The organism is Streptomyces sp. NRRL B-3229 (genome assembly GCF_000719505.1).
Lineage (GTDB): Bacteria > Actinomycetota > Actinomycetes > Streptomycetales > Streptomycetaceae > Streptomyces > Streptomyces griseorubiginosus.
On record NZ_JOGP01000002.1, the window covers coordinates 220,536 to 236,294 of the forward strand.

Consider the following 15,759-nt stretch of genomic DNA (forward strand, 5'->3'; position numbering starts at 1 on the left):
GTACCGCCTCATATCGGCTAACCCGCACTTCACGGGGATGGCTCGATTTCTGTGCAAGGCGGGTGGTCGTGTGCGTACGGGACGCGAACTGCGAGTGCTGTCGGTCTACGAGGGCTTCTTCTCCGGTGGGGCCCGGATCGTCCACAGCGACATCGTGCTGGGCCTCACCGAGGGCGGCCAGCACCATCGGGTGCTGAGCCTGTACGGGGAGGTGCACCGGGAGGCGACCCGGCAGCGGATGACGGACGACACCTGCTACCGGGCGCTGACCGCGGCCGGAGTGGGTGTCACCTCCCTCGACCGCACCTATCGCGGCACCGGCGTTCCGGACGGGTTCACCGGCCCGGAGCTGGCCGAAACGGCCCGGGTGACGGCCGGCGCGGACGTCATCCTCTCCCTGAAGGAGCAGCCGCTCGCGCTGCTCAACCAGGCGGGCCTGCCGCGCCGCCCGGTCGTGGTCTGCCTGCACCGCTCCGACCCGGAGAACCAGGGCCCCGCCCTCGACGAGCTGAAGGCCGCCATCGCCGACGGCACTGTCGTGGCCTGCGTCTGCTGCGCGGAGTCGACCCGGGACGCCTACCGGGCCGCCGGCATCCCCGCCGACCTGCTCCACGTGATCCCCAACGGCGTCGACCTCGCCCGCTTCCGCCCGGACGCCTCCCGCCGCCGTACCCTGCGCGCCGAACTCGGCATCGGCCCGGCGGCTCCCGTGGTCGTCTTCGCCGCCCGTTACGACGGCATGAAGAACGTCCCCCTGCTGCTCGCCGCCGCCCGCGCCTGGCTCGCCCGCGTCCCGGACGGCCAGGTGCTGCTGTGCGGGGCGGGCATGACGGCGGCGAACCCCGGTCTCACCGCCGACATCGCGACGGCGTTCGCGGGAGCCGCGGGCCTCGCCGACCGGGGGCTGCGGCTGCTCGGCGTCCGCCGTGACATGGAGTCGCTGTACGCGGCCTCCGACGTCGTCGCCCTCACCTCCGCGTGGGGCGAGGCGGCCCCGCTGTGTCTGATCGAGGGCATGATGTGCGGCGCGGTCCCGGTGGCGACGGACGTCGGCGACAGCGCGGCGATCGTCGCGGGCCTCGGTCTGGTCACCGCCCCGGACCCGGAGGTGATCGCGGCGGCCTGGTCACGGGCGGTGGCCTCGCGCGCCGGCCTCGCCCCGGCCCTGGCCGCGAGCCGGGAACGCTTCAGCCGTACGCGGATGATCGCCTCGTACGCGACCCTGCTCGACCGCATGGCCGCGGGCGCCACCGCGCGCCCGGCCCTTCCCGACCCGCTCTAGGCCCTTCCCGGCCCCCTCCAGGCCCTTCCTGACCCGCTCCAGGCCCTCCCTGACCCGCTCCAGGCCCTTCCCGGCCCGCTCCAGCCCGAGGGCACCCGTACGCACGACGAGGAGGGGCCCCCGGGTTCCCAGTCCCGGTGGGCCCCTCCTCTCCCCTCCTGATCCCTCCCCGGTCCGTCACTACCGGGGCAGGACCACGACATAGGCCGCCGGATCCCGGTCGCCGGAGGCCATCAGGGCCGTACGGACGACCGTGGCCTGCTGCTCCATCGCGTCCCGGAGCTTGCGCGGGGTGATGTGGACGACCGTGATGCCGAGCCGCTCCAGGTGCTCGCGCTTGCGGGCGTACTCGGACCAGAGCGCGTCGTCGTCCTCCCGATGGCCTTGACGGGGAGCGCGGGTGTCCAGCTCCACCGCCACCGCCTGGTCGGGCCAGTACGCGTCCAGGCCGCCCAGGTGGGGGCCGCCCGGGAGCCGCAGGTCGACGTTCCAGACCGGGTCCGGCAGACCGTACTCCCGGACCATCCGGTACAGGCGGTCCTCCGCGATGGCCCGGCCCTCGGCGAGCAGGGAGTCCACCGCGTCCACCACGTGCGGGCGGCTCAGCAGCTTGGCGTGGTTCAACTCCCTGACGACGGCGGCCGGTTCGCAGTGCCCGCCGCGCACCGCCTCGGTCAGCAGCCGGCGTACCGCGCCCGCGTCCGTGAGCTCGGTGACCGCGTCCGCGAGGGCGCGCGGGACCGGGGCGACCGGGAGGCCGGTGACCTGCTCGGCGGGCGGGAGCGCGGACGTACGGACGATCCGCGCACCGCCCGCCGAGCGCAGCCGGCGCATCCGGGGCACCAGCACGTCGATCCGGTCCAGGGAGAGCAGCGGCGGGGTCGAGCTGAAGCCGTGCAGGGTCAGTGCCGCGAGGCCCGTGATCATCGCCTCGGCGTACACCGGGCGGTGCGGGTCCTCGGCGCCCGGCTGGGCCGGCACCCCGGTGCCGCGCTCCCGTGCCGCGTACATCAGCACGGCGTGCAGTCGCTCCTCGCTGGTCGGCGGGCCCGGGTGGAGCAGGAAGACGCCCGGGAGGAGCTGCTGCCAGGGGCCACCGGGCCGGCACTGCTCGTTGGCTTCGGCGACCGAGACGCCCTGCGCGCGGAGCCGGCCGGCCGTCACGACCCTGCGGTGCACCTCGGCGAGGTGACGAAGGGGGCGGGGGGAGAGCGGGGGGACCGGGGTGTTGTGGTTCATGGAGCGGAGATTCCCGCACCCGAACCGCCCGCTAACCGCTGTTACAGGGCCGTCGACAAATGCGGACAAGGCTGCACTAAAGGACGGGTGTTCGGATGCCGATCAGGCACCGAAAACCCCTGGTCCATTCGGGTGGGACCAGGGGTTACGGCTGTGATGGAACGGATTTCGTAACGGCTACCCGACGCTTAAGCTCAGGCCAGAGGTCAGCCCTGGTTGACGGCCCCTGCGTCGCACGCCTGTCCCCGCAGCGCCCGCGCCAGATCGTCCCGCCCCTCGAGGACCAGCCTGCGCAGCGCCGGCGCCGCGTCCTCGTGGCCCGCGAGCCACGCGTCGGCCGCGTCCAGGGTGGCCTTCGAGTCCTGGAGCGAGGGGAACAGCCCCGAGACGATGTTCATCGCGATCTGGATCGAACGGTCCTGCCAGATCCGGGTGAGCGCCGCGAAGTACTTCTCCGTGTAAGGGGCGAGCAGCTCCCGCTGGGTCGACTGTCCCCAGCCCGCGATCGTGGCCTCGGCCAGCGCGTTGGACAGCGCGTCCGACTCCACGACCTGCGCCCAGCCCTGCGCCTTCACCGCCGCCGACGGCCGCCCGGCCAGGCATCGCACCTGGTGGCGCTTGCCGGACGCGGTGTCGTCCCGGGCCAGCTCCGCCTCCAGCTCCTTCTCACCGGCGAGTCCGTGCACGACCAGCGGCTCCAGGAACGCCCACCGCAGCTCCTGGTCGACCTCCAGACCCGGCACGGTCGTCGTGCCGTCCAGCAGCCCCCGCAGCAGGTCGAAGCCGCCCTGGTCCTCGGCCGTGCGGGCGAAGAAGCGTGCCCACGCCAGCTGGTGCTCGCTGCCCGGCGCGGTCCGCTCCAGCAGCTCGCGCTCGGCGCACTCGGCGAGCAGGGCCGCGCCGCGCAGTCGCCAGTCGGGGGCCGCGTAGTGCGTGACCGCCGACTCGGCCCAGGCGTGCAGCATCTGGAGCACGCCGATGTCGGACTCGCGTCCCGCGAACCGCGTCACCAGCTCCACGAAGTCCCGCGCGGGCAGCAGCGCGTCCCGGGTCATGTTCCACAGCGCCGACCAGCACAGGGCCCGCGCGAGCGGATCGGACACCGAGCCGAGCCCGGACTTCAGGGTCTCCAGCGAGGTCGTGTCGAAGCGGATCTTGCAGTACGTCAGGTCGTCGTCGTTGACCAGGACCAGCGCCGGCGCCTCCGCGCCCGCCAGCTCGGCCACGACCGTGCGCGGCCCGTCCACGTCCACCTCGGCGCGGGCGTACCGCTCCAGCGTCCCGTCCGCCGCGGCCCGGTACAGGCCCACCGCCACCCGGTGCGGCCGCAGCTCCGGGTGCGACTCGGCGGCTTCCTGCACGACCGCGAGCTCGTCCACGAGCCCCTCCGCGGACAGCAGCACCTGCGGGGTCAGCGAGTTGACCCCGGCCGTCTGGAGCCAGGACCGCGCCCACGCGCCCATGTCCCGGCCGCTGGTCTCCTCCAGCACCGAGAGCAGGTCACCGAGCCGGGTGTTGCCGTAGGCGTGCCGCTTGAAGTAGCGCCGGGCGCCCTCCAGGAACGCGTCCTGGCCGACGTACGCGACGAGCTGCTTGAGTACGGAGGCGCCCTTGGCGTAGGTGATGCCGTCGAAGTTGAGCTTGGCGTCCTGGAGGTCGCGGATGTCGGCCGTGATCGGGTGCGTGGAGGGCAGCTGGTCGGCGCGGTACGCCCAGGCCTTGCGGCGGTTGGCGAAGGTGATCCAGGCGTCCTTGAAGCGGGTCGCGCCGACGTTGGCGAAGGTGCCCATGAAGTCCGCGAAGGACTCCTTCAGCCACAGGTCGTCCCACCACACCATGGTGACCAGGTCGCCGAACCACATGTGCGCCATCTCGTGCAGGATGACGTTGGCCCGGCCCTCGTAGGACGCCTGCGTGACCTTGCCCCGGAAGATGAACTCCTCACGGAAGGTCACCAGACCCGGGTTCTCCATCGCCCCGAGGTTGTACTCGGGCACGAACGCCTGGTCGTACTTCCCGAAGGGGTACGGGTAGTCGAAGTGCTCGTGGAAGAAGTCCAGCCCCTGCTTGGTGACGAGGAACACGTCGTCGGAGTCGAAGTAGGGGGCGAGCCCCTTGCGGCACAGGGCGCCGAGGGGGATCTCCAGGCGGGTGCCGTCGTCGAGGACGCGCTCGTAGGTGTCCGTCACGTAGTGGTAGGGGCCCGCGGTGACACAGGTGATGTACGTCGAGACCGGCTTGGTCTCCGCGAACCGCCACACCCCGTCCGTCAGGGTGCCGGCCCCGTTGCTCCACACCGTCCACCCCTCGGGCGCCCGCACCTCGAAGCGGTAGGGCGCCTTCAGGTCCGGCTGCTCGAAGTTGGCGAAGACCCGGCGCGCGTCGGCCGGCTCGTACTGCGTGTAGAGGTAGACCTCGCCGTCCTCGGGGTCGACGAAGCGGTGCATGCCCTCGCCGGTGCGGGAGTAGGCGCACTGGGCGTCGACGACCAGTTCGTTGTCGGCGGCCAGGTCCTCCAGGGCGATCCGGGAGCCGTCGAAGACCTCGCCCGGGTCGAGGTCCCGGCCGTTCAGCGACAGGGCCGTCACGCTCGGCGCGATCAGGTCCGCGAAACTGGCGGCCCCCGGCTCGCTGCACCGGAAGCGGATCGTGGTCACGGACCGGAAGGTGCGCGGGCCGTCCCCGGCCTCGTCGCCGACCGCCGAGCGCAGGTCGAGGGACACGTCGTACCCGTCGACGGACAGCAGGGCGGCCCGCTCCCGGGCCTCGTCACGGGACAGATTCTCACCGGGCACGGGCGATGCTCCCTCGGGTGGTGTTCAGCATGCGGACAGGCCCGATCCTGCCATGTGCCCCTGACATCGGTCAGCCGGGAATGGGGTGGGCGGCGGCCGGTGTTGCGGCAGGAAACGAACACTTCTCTAGGAGACCCATGTCCGAGACCGCGACCGCCTCCGGCAAGACCCCCGTCGACTTCTGGTTCGACCCGCTGTGCCCCTGGGCCTGGATGACCTCCCGCTGGGTCCTGGAGGTCGAGAAGGTCCGCGACATCGAGGTCCGCTGGCACATCATGAGCCTCGCGGTCCTCAACGAGCCGAAGATCGACGAGCTGCCCGAGGAGTACCGCGAGCTCCTCGAGACCAAGGCCTGGCAGCCGATCCGGGTCGTCACCGCGGCCTGGCAGAAGCACGGCTCCGACATCCTCGGCCCGCTCTACACCGCGCTCGGCACCCGGATCCACAACGAGGGCCAGGGCCCGACGCGTGAGGCCGTCGAGGGCGCCCTTGCGGACGTCGGCCTGCCCGCCGACCTGATCGAGTACTTCGACCAGAAGGACTTCGAGTTCGACGCCGAGCTGCGCGCCTCCCACAAGGAGGGCATCGACAAGGTCGGCCAGGACGTCGGCACCCCGGTCATCGCGGTCCCCGGCCCCGACGGCGAGCAGATCGCCTTCTTCGGCCCGGTCGTCACCCCCGCCCCCAAGGGCGAGGAGGCGGCCCGCCTGTGGGACGGCACGGTGGCGGTCGCCTCGGTCCCGGGCTTCTACGAGATCAAGCGCACCCGCACCAAGGGCCCCGACTTCAGCAACCTGTAGTCACTTCTCCGGCTCGGGGAAGGAGCCCCCGTCGTTCTGATCCCCGAGCCGCTGATACCGCAGACACCCTTCACGGGCACACCGGTAGTACGAGCCCAGGCGAGTGTGCCTGGGCTTGTGCTCATGGACGAACTTCTGCTCGTCATCGGTGAGCCCGCGAAACTCCTGGAGCGTCCCACCGCAGTTGCGGCACCTCATGAACACCATGGGGATCAGCGCCCCTTCAGGGGCGCGGGGAACTGCGCGACAAGCCACGGCGCGGCCGCACCCGCCGGACGAGATGTCGCGGCACTCACAGCAGGCGCCCCCGAGCCGCATCCAACCGTCCCAAATGCTCCTGGAACCCCTCGGAGTAATACGCGGAACGCCCCGGATCCGGCTCGACAACAGCAGTGGGTTCGGTCCACACCCCCGCGTCCAGTGAAGCCCCGAACCGCTCCGCCGCGGCCAGCACCGCCCCCCGGGCCCCCACCTCCCCCTCCACCACCCTGAGCGGCCGCCCGAGCACATCCGCCAGCAACTGCATCCACGCGGAACTACGGGTCCCGCCCCCGCACACCGCCAGCGACCCCGTCAGCCCGGCCGCCTCCAGACAGTGCCGAGCCGCGTACCCGATCCCCTCACAGGTCGCCCGGATCAGATCCGCGGGCGTCGTCTCCAGCGACACCCCGCTCAACTCGGCCCGCAGATGAGGCTCGACAAACGGAGCCCGCTCCCCGGAGGGGGCGAAGTACGGCAGCACCCGTACCCCGCGTGCCCCGGGCGGGGTCGACGCCAGCAGCGCGTCCACCTCCGCGTGCGTGACGCCGGTCGTCGACAGCACCCAGTCGAGCGCGGCCGTACCGACCATGGCCGGCATCGCCCGCAACCGGTGCCCCGGCCGGTCCGTGGAGATGTACAGCCCGGCCGGCTCACCCGACAGATCCAGCTCGGTCGTGGCGACCAGCGCCGCCAGACAGGTCCCGACGATCAGGAGACCGTCCCCCGGCTCGGTCACCCCCGCGCCCAGCGCACAAGCCGGCAGATCGTACGGCCCGTTGGAGATCCGCGTCCCGGACGGCAGTCCCTCGCCGCGGGCCTCGCCGGTGGCGAGGGGGTCGCCGACCGACGGGAGCAGCCGTCGCCGACGGGTGAGCCCCAGGAGTTCCACCACACGGTTGTCGTAGGTCCGGGTCCGAGGATCGAGGAACGGCATCGACGCGTCCGACACGTCCGTCACCGCGAGCGCCGCGCCCGTCAGCCGCTGGAAGACCATGTCCTTGCAGTACACGGCGGCCGCGGCGGCGTCCAGGGACTTCGGGTCGTACCGGTCCAGCCAGGCCAGCAGCGGTCCCGGCGAGCCCGGGAACATCGCGCCGCCGGTCCGCCGGAACACGGTCTCGAAGGTGCCGTCCGCCAGCCACTGGTCGAGCAGTTCGTGCGCCCGCCCGTCCATCCAGGACACCGCGGACCGCACCGGCCGCCCCTCCCGGTCGACCAGCCACACCCCGTCGCCCTGCCCGGTCAGCCCGGCCAGCTCCACCGGCTCCGGCACCCGCCCGGTCAGCTTGGCGAGCACGTCTACGACGGCGCCGTAGACCTCCGTCATGTCCTGCTCGACGAACCCGCCGCGCAGGGAGAGCTCCACCGGGCGTGACTCGACGGCCAGTTGGCGTCCCTCACCGTCGAAGGCGGCGGCCTTGACCACAGACGTGCCCACATCGATACCGACGTACATTCGGATTCCCTTCTACGACCGTCACGTCAGGCAGTGCGCCAGCCGCTCCCCGCGTGCCCAGCGGCCCACCTCCTCGGCCGCGATCCTCGCCGCCTTCTCGGCCACCGCCCGGCTCGCCCCGCCGAGGTGCGGGGTCAGGACGACCCGGTCGGCCAGGGCGTGCAGCCGGGAGTCCGCGGGCAGCGGTTCGAGCTCGTAGGTGTCGAGGGCGGCCGCCGACACCCGGCCGCTCTCCAGGGCGTCGCACAGGGCGGACTCGTCGATCAGCGGGCCGCGGGCCACGTTCACCACGACCGACCCCTCGGGCAGCAGCCCCAGCTCGCGGGCGCCGATCAGACCACGGGTCTCGGAGGTGAGCCGGGCGTGCAGGGTGATGACCCGGGACCGGGCGAGGAGATGGTCGAGGGAGTGCACCCGCAGACCGTGGATCTCGCCGCGCACATAGGGGTCGTACACCATGACCTGCGCCCCGAACGCGCACAGCACGCGCGCCACCCGGCTGCCCACGGCCCCGTAGCCGACGAGTCCGACGGGCAGGTCCTCCAGTTCGAGGCCGCTGTGCTCGTAGGTGTAGTAGGCGGCGCCGCTCTCCCACCTGCCCTGCGCGGCCAGCAGGTCGTGGGCCTGCGGGATGCGGCGCAGGGCGGCGAGCAGCATGCCGACGGTGAACTCGGCGGTGGCGGCGGCGTTGCGGCCGGGCGCGAAGCACACCCGTACGTCATGGGCCTTGGCCGCGTCCAGGTTCACGTTGACCGGGCCGCCCCGGCACACCACCACCAGCTTCAGCCGGTCGGCCGCGTCCAGGACCCGTTCGGTGACCGGGCCCATCTGGGTGACGAGGACCTCCGCGCCGTCCAGCGCCTCGATCAGCTCGTCCTCGGCGTCACTCGCCTCCGTCACCTCGGAGACGGGCCCGAAGGGTTCGAGGGGCCAGCCGAGCGTCAACTCCTTCGTCTCCACGGCGATGCCGCCCAGCTCGGCCTCGACGGCCCCGGCGATCAGCCCCGGCAGTACGAAGTGGTCGCCGGCCGCCACGACACGTACGGGATCGGTCCTCTGGGTCATCGTCGACCTCCGGATCGTCGCTTCACTGACACGATGTTGAGCCGCCGGTCCGGGGTACGCATAGACCCCGTGCGGGTGGGAGGTGCCCGTTGGGCGGAGATGGCGGAGATGACTGACGAGAACGAGACGGCGTGGCTGGGGATCGACCTCGGCACGCAGAGCGTGCGCGCGCTGCTGGTCACGGCCGCCGGAACGGTGCTGGGCCGGGGTTCCGCCCCGCTCGGCGGCCGGCGCGAGGGCGTACGGCACGAGCAGGATCCGGGGGAGTGGTGGGAGGCGGTCCGCGCGGCGACCCGTTCCGCGCTTCTCACCCGGTCGGGCGTACGCCTCGCAGGGCTCGCGGTCTGCGGCACCTCCGGGACGGTCCTGCTGACGGACGCGGAGGGCCGGCCGACGAGCCCGGCGCTCATGTACGACGACGCCCGCGCGGCGACCGAGGCGGCGGGGCTGCGTGCGGCCGGGCTCGCGGTCCAGGACACCTGGGCGCTGCCCAAGGCGCTGTGGCTCGTCGCCGCCCACGGCACGGGGCGGGTCACCCACCAGCCCGACACCGTCACCGCCCGGCTGGTCGGCTCCCCGGTGCCCACCGACTCCAGCCATGCCCTCAAGACGGGCTACGACCTGGAGCGTGACGCCTGGCCGGACGTCGACCTGGATCTCCCCGAGGTGGTCCGCCCCGGCACCCGGCTCGGCGAGGTCTGCCCGGCCGCCGCCGAGGCCACCGGCATCCCCGCCGGGACCCCGGTCGTGGCCGGGATGACCGACGGCTGCGCGGCCCAGATCGCCGCGGGCGCCCTGCGGCCCGGCTCCTGGAACTCGGTGCTGGGCACCACCCTCGTCCTCAAGGGGGCCGCCCCGGAACCGGTCCGGGACCCCACCGGCGTGGTCTACAACCACCGCGCCCCTGACGGGACCTGGCTGCCGGGCGGGGCGTCGAGCGTCGGCGCCGGGGCGCTCCCGGCGGACCTGGACCCCGCGGCCATGGACGAGCGGGCGGCCGCGTACGAGCCGTCCGGCGCGGTCGCCTACCCCCTGGTCTCGCGCGGGGAGCGGTTCCCGTTCCGCGCCCCGGACGCCACGGCACTCCTCCTCGGCCGCCCCGCCGACGACGCCGACCACTGGGCGGCGCTCCTCCAGGGTGTCGGGTTCGCGGAGCGCCTGTGCCTTGACTACCTGCACCACCTGGGCGCCCCGCTCGACGGCCCGCTCACCTTCACGGGAGGCGCGGCCCGCAGCGCCTACTGGAACCAACTGCGCACCGACATCCTCGGCCGCCCGGCCCGCGTCCCGGAACAGCCGGAACCGGCCCTGGGAATGGCCGCGTTGGCGGCGCACGGCGTCACGGGGGAGCCCTTGCCGGACCTGGCGGAGGGCATGGTCCGCATCCGCACGACGCTCGATCCGAACCCGAAGCGCACCGCGCTCTTCGCGGAGCCGTACGCCCGTCTAGTCGACGAACTCACAGAGCGGGGCTGGCTCCCGGCGCCGGTAGCAGCGCACGCACACAGCCAACTGAACCGGAACCTACCCAGGGGCGCGGGGAACTGCGCGACCAGCCACAACGGCGCCGCACTCGACGACAGGACCGAGCCATGAGCACCACCCTCCTCCTGACCCGCCACGGCCAAACCATCTGGCACGCCGAGAACCGCTACGCCGGCGTCAGCGACATCGGCCTCACCGACGAGGGCCGCGCACAGGCGGACGCGCTCGGACGCTGGGCCGCCGCACACCGCCCCGACGCGATCTGGACGTCGACCCTGTCGCGAGCGATCGCCACCGCCGAACCGGCCGCCCGCGCTCTCGGCAGAGAACCGCACCGCGAACCCGGCCTCAGGGAGTGCGACTTCGGCGTGCTGGAGGGCCGCACCCTCGCGGAGTTCGCGGCGGAAGTCCCCGACGCGGCCGAGGCGTTCCGGGCGGATCCGGTGGCGTATCCCTTCCCCGGTGCGGAGAACCCCCTCGACGCCGCCACCCGCGGCACCGCCGCCCTGCGCCGCATCGCCGCCGCCCATCCCGGCGAGCGGGTGCTGGTCGTCGCCCACAACACCCTGCTGCGGCTGGTGCTGTGCACCCTCCTCGGGATCCCGCTCGCGGAGTACCGCAGAGTGTTCCCGCGGTTGCGCAACGCGGCGATCACCGAACTCCGCCTCGACAAGGACGGATCCGCCGCACTTCTCTCACTCAATGTGCCGTGCGAGCAGGATCGGTCGTAGCACGATAGGACCATGACGGAGATCGACACCTCGGTGCCGCATTCGGCCCGGATCTGGAACTACTGGCTCGGCGGGAAGGACAACTACCCCGTCGACGAGGCGGCCGGCGACGCCTACACCGCCGTCTTCCCGGGGATCGTCACGATCGCCCGCAGCAGCCGCGCCTTTCTCGGCCGCAGCATCCGGTACCTGGTCGAGGAGGCGGGCGTCCGCCAGTTCCTGGACGTCGGCACCGGGTTGCCCACGGTCGACAACACCCATGAGGTCGCCCAGCGCCACGCCCCCGACGCGAAGATCGTCTATGTCGACAACGACCCGCTGGTCCTCGCCCATGCCCGCGCCCTGCTCACCTCCACCCCGGAGGGCGAGACGGCGTACGAGGACCTGACCCTCTACGAGCCGGAGAAGATCCTCGAGGCCGCCTCCCGGACCCTGGACCTGACCCGTCCCACGGCCCTGATCCTCAGCGGTCTGCTCGGCCATGTCGCCGACTACGACCTGGCCCGCGACCTGGTCCGCAGGCTGCTGGCGGGTCTGCCCTCCGGCAGCTATCTGTGCGTCAACGACGGGTCGCGCGGCACCGACCCGGACTACGAGCAGGCCCAGGACGCCTACAACGAGACCGGCGCGGTGCCCTACTTCCTGCGTCCGGTCGACAAGATCGAGGGGTTCTTCGAGGGTCTGGAGCTGGTGGACCCCGGGGTGGTGTCGGTCCCGCTGTGGCGCCCGGACGGCGACGCGACCCCGGCTCCGATCGGCCAGCACGGCGGAGTCGGCCGCAAGCCCTGACGGCCCCAGGCTCTGGTACCACGCCGGAAGCCCCCGCGAGTCACGTCCTCGCGGGGGCTTCCGCCGTTCCGCCCGCCGCCGTGAAGGGTGAGAAGACGATCACGAGGCGAGGTGCTTATTGCAAGTAAATTGCAACTACACGGTAGCAACAGAAAGGGCCCGCTGTCGCGCGTATCCGACGCCCGCCAGCGCCAAGGTCATCGCACCCGTCGCGTACAGCTGCACCCGGGTGCCCGGCTCCCGGGCCATCAGGACGAGGATCGCCGCCATGCCGGCCAGGGCGACCCAGGTCAGGACCGGGAAGGCCCTGGAGCGGCGCAGGCGCAGGTGGGAGACGGCGACGACGATCCAGACGACGAGGACGACCGCGCCGATCATGTTGAGGAGCCAGGAGAAGACGTCGTCGGGCCGCCAGTGGCTCAGCACCACACAGCCGAAGCCGAAGCCGCACGAGACCAGCACCGCGATCCGCGGCACGCCGCCGGACACCCGGCCGAGCGCCTTCGGGCCCAGACCACGCTCCACGAGCGAGTAGGCGACCCGCGAGGAGCCGTAGACGTTGGCGTTCATCGCGGAGAGCAACGCCACCAGCACCACCACGTTCATCAGCCGGCCGGCGCCGGGGATGCCGAGGGAGTCGAGGGCGGCGACATAGGGGCCCTTCTCCACGACCGCCTTGGAGTCCCAGGGGACCAGGGTCACGATGACCGCCATCGAGCCGATGTAGAACAGCCCGATCCGCCACATCGCGGTGCGGACCGCGTTTGTCACACCGCGCACCGGGTCCTCGGACTCGGCGGCGGCGATGGTGACCGTCTCCAGACCGCCGTACGCGAAGACCGAGGCGAGCAGGCCGACGACCAGGCCCTCGCCGCCGCCGGGGAAGAACTCGGTGAGGTGGGCGGTGCCGGGGGAGTCCGTGCCGGGCAGGAGGCCGGCGATCGCCAGGACGCCCAGGACCAGGAACAGGCCGATCGCACCGACCTTCAGGGCGGCGAACCAGAACTCGAACTCGCCGAAGTTCTTCACCGCGGCCAGGTTCGTGGCGCAGAAGACCAGCATGAACAGGGCCACCCAGGCCCACTCCGGGGTCCCGGGGAGCCAGCCCGTCACGATCTTCGCGGCGCCGATGCCCTCCAGGCCCACCGCCGTGCACAGCAGCACCCAGAACGACCACCCGGCCGTGAACCCGGCCCACGGGCCGATCGCCCGCTCGGCGTGCGCGGAGAAGGAACCGGAGGAGGGGTGGGCGGCCGACAACTCGCCGAGCATCCGCATCACCAGCATCACGAGGAGGCCGGAGAGCGTGTAGGCGAGGACGATCGACGGGCCGGCGGCGGCGATCCCCGCGCCGGAGCCGACGAACAGGCCGGCGCCGATGACCCCGCCGAGGGCGATCATCGACAGGTGGCGCTGCTTGAGACCGTGGGAGAGCGAGGCGGCGGACTCTTGTGGAGTCGTGACCGTGGTGCTGGGCATGGGCGCGGTTCGTCCAGTGCGTGAGACGGCAAAAACGCCCACAGTCTGGGCGGTCTCCCCTGGTCACAGGGGAGACCGCCCAGCATGCGGACGCGTCGGGGACGGACCGTGACTAGGCGGCCACGGACGTGTAGTGCGAGGCGTCGCCCTCGATCGACCAGCTCTCCTTGCCCTCGATGCCCACCGGGACGTCCCCGGCGATGGTCACCCGGTGCAGCCGGCGCGGCAGACCGTCGTAGTTGTCGACGGCGTAGTGCTGGGTGATGCGGTTGTCGAAGAGGACCAACTGGTTCTCCGACCAGCGGTGCCGCAGCAGGTTCTCCGGCCGGGTCACGTACGACTGGAGGATGTCGAGCAGCTTGCGGGACTCGCCCGCCGACAGCCCCACGATCCGCTGCGCGAACCCGCCGATGAACAGCCCGCGTTCACCGGTCAGCGGGTGCACCCGGACCACCGGGTGGGCGGTGCGGTACTTGATCGAGGTGAACCGGGCGCGCCGGGCGGCCTGTTCCTCGTCCACCGACTCCTCCGGTACGGCGTAGTCGTAGTCGTTGGTGTGCTCGGCCCACAGTTCGTCGGCGAGACGCCGCAGGGGCTGCGGCAGATCCCGGTACGCGGCCGCCGAGTTGGCGATCAGGGTTTCGCCGCCGTACGGCGGGATCGTCAGGCTGCGCAGGGTGCTGGCCTGGGGCGGGTTGAGGACGAACGTGACGTCGGTGTGCCAGTGGTTGGCGGCCTGGCCGCCCTCGCTGTCGACGGGCAGCACGTTCGGGGCGCCGTCGACCGCGGGCACGGTCGGGTGGGCGGTGGTGAGCTCGCCGAAGTGCCGGGCGAAGGCCTGCTGGCCCTCGTCGTCGAGGTTCACGTCGCTGAAGACCAGCGCCTTGTGGACGTTGAGGGCGTCCCGCAGCGCCGTGGCCGTCTCCTCGTCGAGCGGCCGGGAGAGGTCGACACCCGAGACGTGGGTGCCGATGTGCGCGGTGACCTTGCGGATCTCGATACCGGACATGGGAGGGATCCTTCCTAGGCGTAGACGGGCTGGACGTGCTGGTTGGCGGGGCGGGGGAGGCCGTAGCGCTCCCGCAGGGTGGTGCGCGGTCCGTACTCCGTGCGGAGCAGGCCGCGGGTGCGCAGGATCGGGACCACGTGGTCGACGAAGGCGTCCAGGCCCGAGGGGAGCACCGGGGGCATGATGTTGAAGCCGTCGGCGGCACCCTGCGTGAACCAGGTCTCGATGGCGTCGGCGACCTGCTCGGGCGTACCGGCGAAGGTGAGGTGACCGCGCCCGCCGCCCAGCCGCCCGATCAGCTGCCGCACGGTGAGCCGGTCGCGCCGGGCCAGCTCCACGACGAGCGTGTACCGGCTCTTGGCGCCCTCGACGGCCGACTCGGGCGGCAGGTCGGCGGGCAGCTGTCGGTCCAACTCCAGCGAGCCCTCAGGCAGTTGCAGCAGCCGCTCCAGGTTGGCCACGCCGTGCCGGTGCACGATGTGGTCCTCCAGCTCCTGCTCCTTCGCGAGCGCCTCGGCCTCCGTGGCGCCGATGACGGGCACGATGCCGGGCAGCACCTTGATGTGCTCGGGGTCCCGGCCCGCCGCGGAGGTGCGTGCCTTGAGGTCGGCGTAGAAGGCCCGCGCGTCCTCGATGGTCTGCTGGGCGGTGAACACGGCCTCCGCGTACCGGGACGCGAACTCCTTGCCGTCCTCGCTCGACCCGGCCTGCACGAGCAGCGGGTAACCCTGCGGCGAGCGGGGGACATTGAGCGCGCCCTCGACGCTGAAGTACGTCCCTTTGTGGCGCGGCGGGTGGATCTTCGCGTCGTCGCCCCAGACGCCGGCGGCCTTGTCGCCGACGATCGCGTCGTCCTCCCAGCTGTCCCAGAGCTTGAGGGCGACGTCGAGGAACTCGGCGGCCCGGGCGTACCGCTCCGCGTGCGCCGGCTCGTGCTCCAGACCGAAGTTCCGGGCGGCCTCCCTGCCCGCCGTGGTGACGATGTTCCAGCCCGCCCGGCCGCCGCTGATGATGTCCAGCGAGGCGAACTTCCGGGCCAGGTTGTAGGGCGAGTTGTACGACGTGGACGCGGTCGCGATCAGCCCGATGTGCTCGGTGGCCGTCGCCAGCGCGGTCAGCAGGGTCAGCGGCTCCAGCGCACCGGCGGGCCGCTGGGCGAGGCTGCTCCACAACTGCGGCCCGTCGGCCAGGAAGAGCGAGTCGAAGGTCCCGCGTTCGGCGGTCTTCGCGAGCCGTACGTAGTGGTCGAGCGAGACATGGGCGAACGGATCACTCTCGGGCAGCCGCCAGGACGCTTCGTGGTGCCCGGTGGTCATGAGGAAGGCGTTGAGGTGGAGGTGGCGGGGCATGGGGATTCCTTTGCTGCGG

General features: G+C 72.2%; 12 protein-coding genes. 5 read left to right on the plus strand and 7 right to left on the minus strand.

Features of this window, described 5'->3' with window-relative positions; genetic code table 11:
* Positions 1 to 94 precede the first annotated feature (94 nt).
* A complete protein-coding gene (locus IF54_RS0103945; protein WP_030314512.1) occupies positions 95 to 1,282 on the plus strand; it encodes a glycosyltransferase in 1,188 nt (395 codons plus the stop codon).
* Positions 1,283 to 1,462: 180 nt separating this feature from the next.
* On the opposite strand, the gene IF54_RS0103950 is transcribed toward IF54_RS0103945, so the two are convergent.
* On the minus strand, positions 1,463 to 2,521 hold the full coding sequence (locus IF54_RS0103950) for a hypothetical protein (RefSeq protein ID WP_030314514.1): 1,059 nt from the start codon (positions 2,519 to 2,521) through the stop codon (positions 1,463 to 1,465).
* Between the two features lie 206 nt (positions 2,522 to 2,727).
* Positions 2,728 to 5,316 carry an aminopeptidase N gene (gene pepN, locus IF54_RS0103955; protein ID WP_030314516.1) on the minus strand — a complete coding sequence of 863 codons (2,589 nt, stop codon included), beginning with the start codon at positions 5,314 to 5,316 and terminating at the stop codon, positions 2,728 to 2,730.
* A 137-nt stretch (positions 5,317 to 5,453) separates the two neighbouring features.
* Between pepN and IF54_RS0103960 the strand changes: the two genes are divergently transcribed.
* Positions 5,454 to 6,116 (plus strand): DsbA family protein, encoded by a 663-nt coding sequence (locus IF54_RS0103960; protein WP_030314518.1) that lies wholly within the window; start codon positions 5,454 to 5,456, stop codon positions 6,114 to 6,116.
* 292 nt (positions 6,117 to 6,408) lie between these two features.
* On the opposite strand, the gene IF54_RS0103970 is transcribed toward IF54_RS0103960, so the two are convergent.
* Both IF54_RS0103970 and IF54_RS0103975 read right to left on the minus strand, forming a co-directional pair.
* Complete coding sequence (locus tag IF54_RS0103970) at positions 6,409 to 7,833, minus strand: FGGY-family carbohydrate kinase (protein WP_030314522.1); 1,425 nt, start codon at positions 7,831 to 7,833, stop codon at positions 6,409 to 6,411.
* A 21-nt stretch (positions 7,834 to 7,854) separates the two neighbouring features.
* Complete coding sequence (locus IF54_RS0103975) at positions 7,855 to 8,898, minus strand: 2-hydroxyacid dehydrogenase (protein ID WP_030314523.1); 1,044 nt, start codon at positions 8,896 to 8,898, stop codon at positions 7,855 to 7,857.
* Between the two features lie 108 nt (positions 8,899 to 9,006).
* Here IF54_RS0103975 and IF54_RS0103980 point away from each other — a divergent pair, with 108 nt between their 5' ends.
* The 3 genes from IF54_RS0103980 to IF54_RS0103990 are packed head-to-tail and all read left to right on the plus strand — an operon-like array spanning position 9,007 to position 11,903.
* On the plus strand, positions 9,007 to 10,494 hold the full coding sequence (locus tag IF54_RS0103980) for an FGGY-family carbohydrate kinase (RefSeq protein WP_051735327.1): 1,488 nt from the start codon (positions 9,007 to 9,009) through the stop codon (positions 10,492 to 10,494).
* Positions 10,491 to 11,114, plus strand: a complete 624-nt coding sequence (locus tag IF54_RS0103985) for a histidine phosphatase family protein (RefSeq protein ID WP_030314527.1) — start codon at positions 10,491 to 10,493, stop codon at positions 11,112 to 11,114. The genes IF54_RS0103980 and IF54_RS0103985 overlap by 4 nt, the downstream gene beginning before the upstream one ends.
* 12 nt (positions 11,115 to 11,126) lie before the next feature.
* Positions 11,127 to 11,903: an SAM-dependent methyltransferase gene (locus IF54_RS0103990; RefSeq protein WP_030314529.1), complete on the plus strand. Its 777-nt coding sequence runs from the start codon at positions 11,127 to 11,129 to the stop codon at positions 11,901 to 11,903.
* A 135-nt stretch (positions 11,904 to 12,038) separates the two neighbouring features.
* Here IF54_RS0103990 and IF54_RS0103995 read toward each other — a convergent pair whose 3' ends face one another.
* The 3 genes from IF54_RS0103995 to IF54_RS0104005 all read right to left on the minus strand — a co-directional run bounded on the left by IF54_RS0103995 (position 12,039) and on the right by IF54_RS0104005 (position 15,740).
* The gene (locus tag IF54_RS0103995) at positions 12,039 to 13,382 is read right to left on the minus strand and encodes an amino acid permease (RefSeq protein WP_030314532.1); all 1,344 of its coding nucleotides are present in this window, start codon (positions 13,380 to 13,382) and stop codon (positions 12,039 to 12,041) included.
* Between the two features lie 112 nt (positions 13,383 to 13,494).
* Complete coding sequence (locus IF54_RS0104000) at positions 13,495 to 14,391, minus strand: TauD/TfdA dioxygenase family protein (RefSeq protein WP_030314536.1); 897 nt, start codon at positions 14,389 to 14,391, stop codon at positions 13,495 to 13,497.
* Positions 14,392 to 14,405: 14 nt separating this feature from the next.
* Positions 14,406 to 15,740: an LLM class flavin-dependent oxidoreductase gene (locus tag IF54_RS0104005; RefSeq protein WP_030314537.1), complete on the minus strand. Its 1,335-nt coding sequence runs from the start codon at positions 15,738 to 15,740 to the stop codon at positions 14,406 to 14,408.
* Positions 15,741 to 15,759: the final 19 nt, after the last annotated feature.

What these genes read in the sequence shown, in the direction of transcription:
- IF54_RS0103950 (WP_030314514.1), bottom strand. Translation starts at nt 2,521, where the DNA reads ATGAACCACAACACCCCGGTCCCCCCGCTCTCCCCCCGCCCCCTTCGT.
- IF54_RS0103960 (WP_030314518.1), top strand. Translation starts at nt 5,454, where the DNA reads ATGTCCGAGACCGCGACCGCCTCCGGCAAGACCCCCGTCGACTTCTGG.
- IF54_RS0103970 (WP_030314522.1), bottom strand. Translation starts at nt 7,833, where the DNA reads ATGTACGTCGGTATCGATGTGGGCACGTCTGTGGTCAAGGCCGCCGCC.
- IF54_RS0103975 (WP_030314523.1), bottom strand. Translation starts at nt 8,898, where the DNA reads ATGACCCAGAGGACCGATCCCGTACGTGTCGTGGCGGCCGGCGACCAC.
- IF54_RS0103980 (WP_051735327.1), top strand. Translation starts at nt 9,007, where the DNA reads ATGACTGACGAGAACGAGACGGCGTGGCTGGGGATCGACCTCGGCACG.
- IF54_RS0103985 (WP_030314527.1), top strand. Translation starts at nt 10,491, where the DNA reads ATGAGCACCACCCTCCTCCTGACCCGCCACGGCCAAACCATCTGGCAC.
- IF54_RS0103990 (WP_030314529.1), top strand. Translation starts at nt 11,127, where the DNA reads ATGACGGAGATCGACACCTCGGTGCCGCATTCGGCCCGGATCTGGAAC.
- IF54_RS0103995 (WP_030314532.1), bottom strand. Translation starts at nt 13,382, where the DNA reads ATGCCCAGCACCACGGTCACGACTCCACAAGAGTCCGCCGCCTCGCTC.
- IF54_RS0104000 (WP_030314536.1), bottom strand. Translation starts at nt 14,391, where the DNA reads ATGTCCGGTATCGAGATCCGCAAGGTCACCGCGCACATCGGCACCCAC.
- IF54_RS0104005 (WP_030314537.1), bottom strand. Translation starts at nt 15,740, where the DNA reads ATGCCCCGCCACCTCCACCTCAACGCCTTCCTCATGACCACCGGGCAC.